Genomic DNA, 6,119 nt, shown 5'->3' with positions numbered 1-6,119 from the left:
TCATTTCATCCCCTGTTGTCCTCTGTTTTTTCATGCGGAGACGGACTCCTGGCGTTGTGCGGCCAATGCGCCGGCCGCACGCCGTAGGTTGTAGGCGCAGCAGGCCAGCACGATGTGCACCTGATTGCGCTCGAAGTTGAAGAAGCGCATCCGCCGGAGACCATAATGCTCCTTGAACACGGCGTACGGACGCTCGACGGCGGCGCGCACCTTGGCGATTAGTTTGTTGCGCAGCTTCTGCCGCGGCGGCAGTTCGGGATGATGCTTGTTGGGCCGATGCATCAGGCGGTCCTTGATGCCAGCTTCTTTAAGACGCGCGTGCCGGGCATGCGTGTAGTAGGCCTGATCGCCATAGACCGCGGCCTCATCGCCGCAGAACAGACGATCCGCTGGCTCGGTATCGGTGATTGAGGCGTCCGTCACATGGACGCGACGAATGAGGGTGTGACCTGCATCCACGCCCGTGTGGATTTTATAGCCGAACACGCTCTTTTTGCCTTTCCGGCCCCAGCGAGCATCGCGATCCGCAGATGGTTTGGGTGGCGTATCCTCGCCATCCTTGCGTGCCTTGCGGGGCGGAGTGGCTCGTGCCGCGATTAACGAGGCGTCGACCAGCGTTCCCTGCTTGAGGATCAGCTTCTTGGCCTCCAACTGCCGATTGATCTCAGTGAAGATCTTCTCGATCAGACCGTCCTTGGCGAGTTCCTGCCGAAACCGCCACAATGTCGTGTGATCCGGGGTCTGATCGTGCAGGCTCAGACCAACAAAGCGGCGGAACGACAACCGGTCTGCAATGGCCGCTTCCAGCGCGGGATCAGACAGATTGTGCCAGATCCCGGCGAGCAAGCAGCGAAGCAAGACTTCCGCCGGATAGCTGCTGTTGCCGGCACCATCGCCGCCCCGCTTGCCAAGCAGCGAGCGCAGCGGCGCCCAATCCACAACAGCCTCCACCTCATCCAGGATGCTGCTTCGCGGTGCCCGAACCAGGCCATCCGCCAAGCTCATCTGACCGACATTGCGCTCAACCATGGCTCCCCTCGCTAGAATCAGCCATGATTCAAAGAATCACGTGCAGCCGATTATGCAAAGCCCTCCTTGTGGGAGAGGGTGGCTCGTCGCGTAGCGGCGAGACGGGTGAGGGGTTCTCTCTGCGTGCGACAGTGTCAGTTGAGCGCGCGGAGAGAACCCCTCATCCGGCGCTTCGCGCCACCTTCTCCCACAAGGGGAGAAGGATCGCACCGGTTTCGCCGCCGTTAGTTTCCTCCAAACACCCGATCCAGCGCCGCGTCATATGTCGCCTGCACCAGCTCCGGATGCAGCTTCCCCAGCGCCTCCATCATCACGCCGGAATTGATTTCGAGCACGCGCCAGTCGCCATCCACGCGCACCACGTCGATTGACGCAAAGGCGATGCCGATGGCGCTTGCGGCGTCGATCGCGAGTTTCACGCAAGCTGAGCGAGCCTCGCCGTCCTCCAGGAGCACGGGTTTTGCGCCGGCATCGAGATTGTGCCGCCAATCCCGGCCACGCTGCTTGCTGTAGACGACGAGGGGCACATCATCGAGCAGCACCACGCGGACCTCCTCCTCGATCTCGACATAAGGCGAAATCACGAGCCCGACGCTCATCGAAAAGACCTCGCCAACCGCGTGGTCGAGCTCCGCCTCCGTCGTTACCCTGAAAACAGATCGTCCCGACGTCCCCTCGTTCGGCTTCACCACGACGCCTTGCGGGTTCTGCGCTAGCAGCGCCAGCATCGCCTCGTGCCAGCCGGGGCCGACGATTTGCGCACCCAGCTTCGGGTTGAGGAAGAGATCATGGGGAATGCCGGGCACGTGCTCCAGCGCCAGCGCTTCGGCGGTTGCCGATTTGTCGTTGGCGAGACGATGCGCAATCGCGCTGTTGAGTCCGATGTCGTAGCCGAAAGCGAAGCGGCGCTCCTCCCCTCGGCGCATCGCGATCAGCCAGCCGCCGGCGCGGACATCGACGGCGATGCCATGGCCCGCGCAATAGCGCCTGATGGCCTGGACGAAGATCCGCTCACTGCTTGCCATTTCTTGGATCGTTCCAGTCTTCAATCGTTCCCGTCGCCAAAAGCCGCAAGAATGCGGGAAACGGCGCCAAACAGCGTGAAAGTCGGGGCTATTCTTAATGAAATTCTCGCGAGCGCGACGGAAATTAAGTGCTGCGATCGAGCCCCGCAGGGAAAAGAAATTACCCTCCATGCGCGTCCCGCAGCAGATTCATTAACAGTGCGATCAATTCCGCTGCAAATGCCGGTTTGAGCGGCATCAATTGCATCCCAAACGAGGTTGATTATTGGCCTCAATGGCGTAGATCACAGCCAAGAAATCCTCCGCCATGACGAGTGGTGTTCGCCTCGCTTTCAGCGGGCCGGGCAACGCTGTTGTTCTAAAACCGCAAATATTCGGAATATCGAAAATCATGAGCGCGTTTTACCGAGAGAAGGTTCTTTCCGTCCAGCACTGGACCGACACGCTGTTCAGCTTCCGCGCCACGCGCGATACCGGCTTCCGCTTCCAGAACGGCCAGTTCGCCATGATCGGCCTCGAGATCGATGGCCGTCCGCTGTTGCGCGCCTACAGCATGGCGAGCGCCAATCACGAGGAAGAGCTCGAATTCTTCTCGATCAAGGTCCAGGACGGCCCGCTGACCTCGCGCCTCCAGAAGATCAAGGAAGGCGACACCATCCTGGTCGGCCGCAAGGCGACCGGCACGCTGATCACCGACAATCTCATTCCCGGCAAACGGCTGATGCTGCTCTCGACCGGTACGGGCCTCGCCCCGTTCGCGAGCCTGATCAAGGACCCCGAGGTTTACGATCAGTTCGACACCATCGTGCTGGTGCACGGCTGCCGCCAGGTCTCCGAGCTCGCCTATGGCGAAAAGCTCGTCGCTTCCTTGCGCGAAGACGAGCTGTTCGGGGAGCTGCTCGCGGACAAGCTGGTGTATTACCCGACCGTGACCCGCGAGCCGTTCCGTAACCGCGGCCGCATCACCGACCTCATCAACTCCGAGCAGATCTTCAACGACATCGGCCAGGGTCCGCTCAACATCGAGACCGATCGTGTCATGATGTGCGGCAGCCCGGCGATGCTCGAAGAGCTGAAAGTCATGTTCGAAGGCCGCGATTTCATCGAGGGCTCCGGCAACAAGCCCGGTCATTTCGTGATCGAGAAGGCGTTCGTCGAGCGGTAGTCGCCGCTCGGCCCTCTCACCATCCTCCCCCGACTTTGTTATTGGCGCCGCTCGCGCGGGCGCTGTTATAAGCTCGCTGCAAAATCTCGCGGCGATGTTGCGATGCGAGAGGTGGGGGAGCTGCGCACATCTTGTCTGCGATCGATCATGGTCGTCCGCCAAACCCGACCGCCTTCGTGCTGGCGGGCGGCGGCAGTTTCGGGGCGATCCAGGTCGGCATGATGCATGCGCTGGCCAAGCACGGGGTCGTCGCCGACCTCGTGGTCGGCTCGAGCGTCGGCGCGATCAACGGCGCCTATTATGCCGGCGATCCCTCCCTCAAGGGCGTGCTCGGACTGGAAGCGATCTGGCGCAGCCTGAAACGTCAGGACGTCTTCCCGGTCACATGGCGAACCCTGCTCGGTTTCATGTGGCGGCGGGATTTCCTGATTCCCCATGACGGCATCCGCAAGCTGGTCGAGGACCATCTGCCCTACCGCAACCTCCAGGAGGCCCGGCTTCCCCTGCACATCGTCACCACCGATTTCGTCTCCGGCGAGAGCGTGGTGCTGTCGGACGGCTCGGCGGTGGAGGCGATCCTGGCGTCCACCGCGATCCCGGGTGCCTTCACGCCGGTCCGCTACCGAAATCTGTTCCTCGCCGACGGCGCAATCTCCTCCAACACGCCGGTCCGGGTTGCGGTTCACAAGGGCGCAAAGCGGCTGATCGTGCTGCCGGCCGGGCACGCCTGTGCGGCCGAAAGCCCCCCGGTCGGTGCGGTCGCCAATGCCCTGCATGCGCTGACGCTGCTGACGGCCCGGCAGTTGGTGGCCGAGCTCGAAGGGCTCGCCCCCGACATCGAATATGTCGTGGTGCCGCCGCTCTGCCCGGTGGTCGGCTCGCCCTACGATTTCTCGCGCACCGGCGAACATATCGACCGCGCGATCGCGAGCACCGACGCCTGGCTGGCGCAGGGAGGCCTTGAGCAGCACGGCGTGATTCCGCATCAGGCGCAGCTACATAGTCACTGATTTGTCATGTCATTGAATCTATTGCACTGCAAAAGCCCGCGCCCGGACGGATTGATTTGCAGCGTGCGGATTCGGTAGCCTGAAGCCAGGCCGCGTCATATCCATAGACGGGGCGCGGGCGTATTGTACCCCGTCATTTTGACGAGAAGGATGTGGTCGTGGCCAACGATAACAAGACGCAAGCTTCGGCCGAGGGTGTCATGGAAACTCTGCTGCTTCCATTTTCGCCACGCTTCATCATCCTGACGATCTGCGCGGTCGTCACCGCGCTCCTGATTGGCATCGGTATCGCCGACCGCAAGATCTTCGACATCCTGCTGATCCCGATCGTGATCTTCGGCGCCCTGACGCTGCTGGGCGTCCGCGATCTCATGCAGAAGGGCCATGCGGTCCTGCGCAACTACCCGATCTCGGCGCATATCCGCTTCCTGCTCGAAGAGATACGCCCGGAGATGCGGCAGTATTTCTTCGAGAGCGAGAAGGACGGCATGCCGTTCTCGCGTGACATCCGTGCGGTGGTGTACCAGCGCGCCAAGATGCAGCTCGACAAGCGTCCGTTCGGCACCCAGGAGGACGTCTACCGCGAGGGTTATGAATGGATGCATCACTCGGTGTCGCCCAAGGCGCATGCCGAGGAGAAGTATCGCATCACCATCGGCGGGCCGGACTGCACAAAGCCGTATTCGGCGTCGGTGTTCAACATCTCGGCGATGAGCTTCGGCGCACTCAGCCCCAATGCCGTGCGCGCGCTCAATGCCGGCGCCAAGAAGGGCGGCTTCGCCCATGACACCGGCGAGGGCGGCTTCAGCCCCTATCACCGCGAGATGGGCGGCGACATCATCTGGGAGATCGGCTCCGGCTATTTCGGCTGCCGTCATCTCGACGGCACCTTCGATCCCGACGCGTTCGCGCGGGTCGCGGGCCAGGACCAGATCAAGATGGTCGAGCTCAAGATCAGCCAGGGTGCCAAGCCCGGCCATGGCGGCGTGCTGCCGGCTGCCAAGGTTTCGGAAGAGATTTCCAAGATCCGCGGCGTCGCGATGGGCGAAGACTGCATCTCGCCGGCCTCGCATCGCGCCTTCTCGACCCCGGTCGGAATGATGCAATTCATCGCCGAAATGCGAAAGCTCTCCGGCGGCAAGCCGACCGGCTTCAAGCTCTGCATCGGCCATCCCTGGGAGTTTCTGGCGATCTGCAAGGCGATGCTGGAGACCGGCATCTATCCGGACTTCATCGTCGTCGACGGCAATGAGGGCGGCACCGGCGCCGCGCCGCTGGAATTTATGGACCACCTCGGCATGCCGATGCGCGAGGGCATCAATTTCGTCCACAATGCGCTGATCGGCATCAATGCGCGCGACCGCATCAGGCTCGGCGCGTCCGGCAAGATAGCGACCGCCTTCGACATGGCCCGCGCGATGGCGATCGGCGCCGACTGGTGCAATTCGGCCCGCGGCTTCATGTTCTCGCTCGGCTGCATCCAGTCGCTGAGCTGCCACACCGACCGCTGCCCGACCGGGGTGGCGACGCAGGATCCGACGCGGGCGCGCGCGCTCTACGTGCCGCTCAAGATCGACCGCGTGCACAATTATCACCACGCCACGCTGCACTCGCTGACCGAGCTGATTGCCGCGGCGGGTCTCGAACATCCGCAGCAGCTGCGGCCGATCCACTTCAGCCAACGGACGTCGACGACCCAGGTGAAAACCTTCGCGCAACTCTATCCGGCGCTGCGTCCGGGTGAGCTGCTCGAAGGCACGGAAGATCCGCGCTTCCGCGATGCCTGGCAGATGGCGCGGGCGGAGACGTTCCAGCCGGCGCCGTAAGGCGCCGGTCGACCGGATGATACCGCTGTGTCCTCCGGCTGCGTAAATTCACTGGGGGCAGGGT

5 protein-coding genes are annotated in these 6,119 nt (G+C 62.7%); 3 read left to right on the top strand and 2 right to left on the bottom strand.

Translation table 11 applies throughout. The features are described 5' to 3' along the window. Positions 1 to 30: 30 nt before the first annotated feature. Together UP06_RS07590 and UP06_RS07585 are read right to left on the bottom strand one after the other, a co-directional pair. Positions 31 to 1,029: an IS5 family transposase gene (locus tag UP06_RS07590; RefSeq protein ID WP_044999899.1), complete on the bottom strand. Its 999-nt coding sequence runs from the start codon at positions 1,027 to 1,029 to the stop codon at positions 31 to 33. Between the two features lie 224 nt (positions 1,030 to 1,253). After that, entirely contained in the window at positions 1,254 to 2,054 is an 801-nt protein-coding gene (locus UP06_RS07585) for an ATP-grasp domain-containing protein (protein ID WP_045001787.1), read from the bottom strand. 391 nt (positions 2,055 to 2,445) lie between these two features. Between UP06_RS07585 and UP06_RS07580 the strand changes: the two genes are divergently transcribed. The 3 genes from UP06_RS07580 (at position 2,446) to UP06_RS07570 (ending at position 6,055) form a co-directional block, all read left to right on the top strand. Then, positions 2,446 to 3,219, top strand: coding sequence for a ferredoxin--NADP reductase (locus UP06_RS07580; protein ID WP_045001785.1), 774 nt, complete (start codon positions 2,446 to 2,448; stop codon positions 3,217 to 3,219). Positions 3,220 to 3,350: 131 nt separating this feature from the next. Beyond that, on the top strand, positions 3,351 to 4,229 hold the full coding sequence (locus UP06_RS07575) for a patatin-like phospholipase family protein (RefSeq protein ID WP_245305429.1): 879 nt from the start codon (positions 3,351 to 3,353) through the stop codon (positions 4,227 to 4,229). 200 nt (positions 4,230 to 4,429) lie between these two features. Continuing rightward, positions 4,430 to 6,055, top strand: a complete 1,626-nt coding sequence (locus UP06_RS07570) for an FMN-binding glutamate synthase family protein (protein ID WP_045001807.1) — start codon at positions 4,430 to 4,432, stop codon at positions 6,053 to 6,055. The last annotated feature ends 64 nt before the right edge of the window (positions 6,056 to 6,119 follow it).

Source organism: Bradyrhizobium sp. LTSP857 (genome assembly GCF_000938285.1).
Lineage (GTDB): Bacteria > Pseudomonadota > Alphaproteobacteria > Rhizobiales > Xanthobacteraceae > Bradyrhizobium.
Note: the sequence above shows the minus strand (reverse complement) of the source record. Positions and strands in the feature narration are given on the sequence as shown.

Excerpts from the sequence above, each read along its gene's own strand:
- UP06_RS07570 (WP_045001807.1), top strand. The coding sequence starts at position 4,430 with ATGGAAACTCTGCTGCTTCCATTTTCGCCACGCTTCATCATCCTGACG.
- UP06_RS07585 (WP_045001787.1), bottom strand. The coding sequence starts at position 2,054 with ATGGCAAGCAGTGAGCGGATCTTCGTCCAGGCCATCAGGCGCTATTGC.
- UP06_RS07580 (WP_045001785.1), top strand. The coding sequence starts at position 2,446 with ATGAGCGCGTTTTACCGAGAGAAGGTTCTTTCCGTCCAGCACTGGACC.
- UP06_RS07590 (WP_044999899.1), bottom strand. The coding sequence starts at position 1,029 with ATGGTTGAGCGCAATGTCGGTCAGATGAGCTTGGCGGATGGCCTGGTT.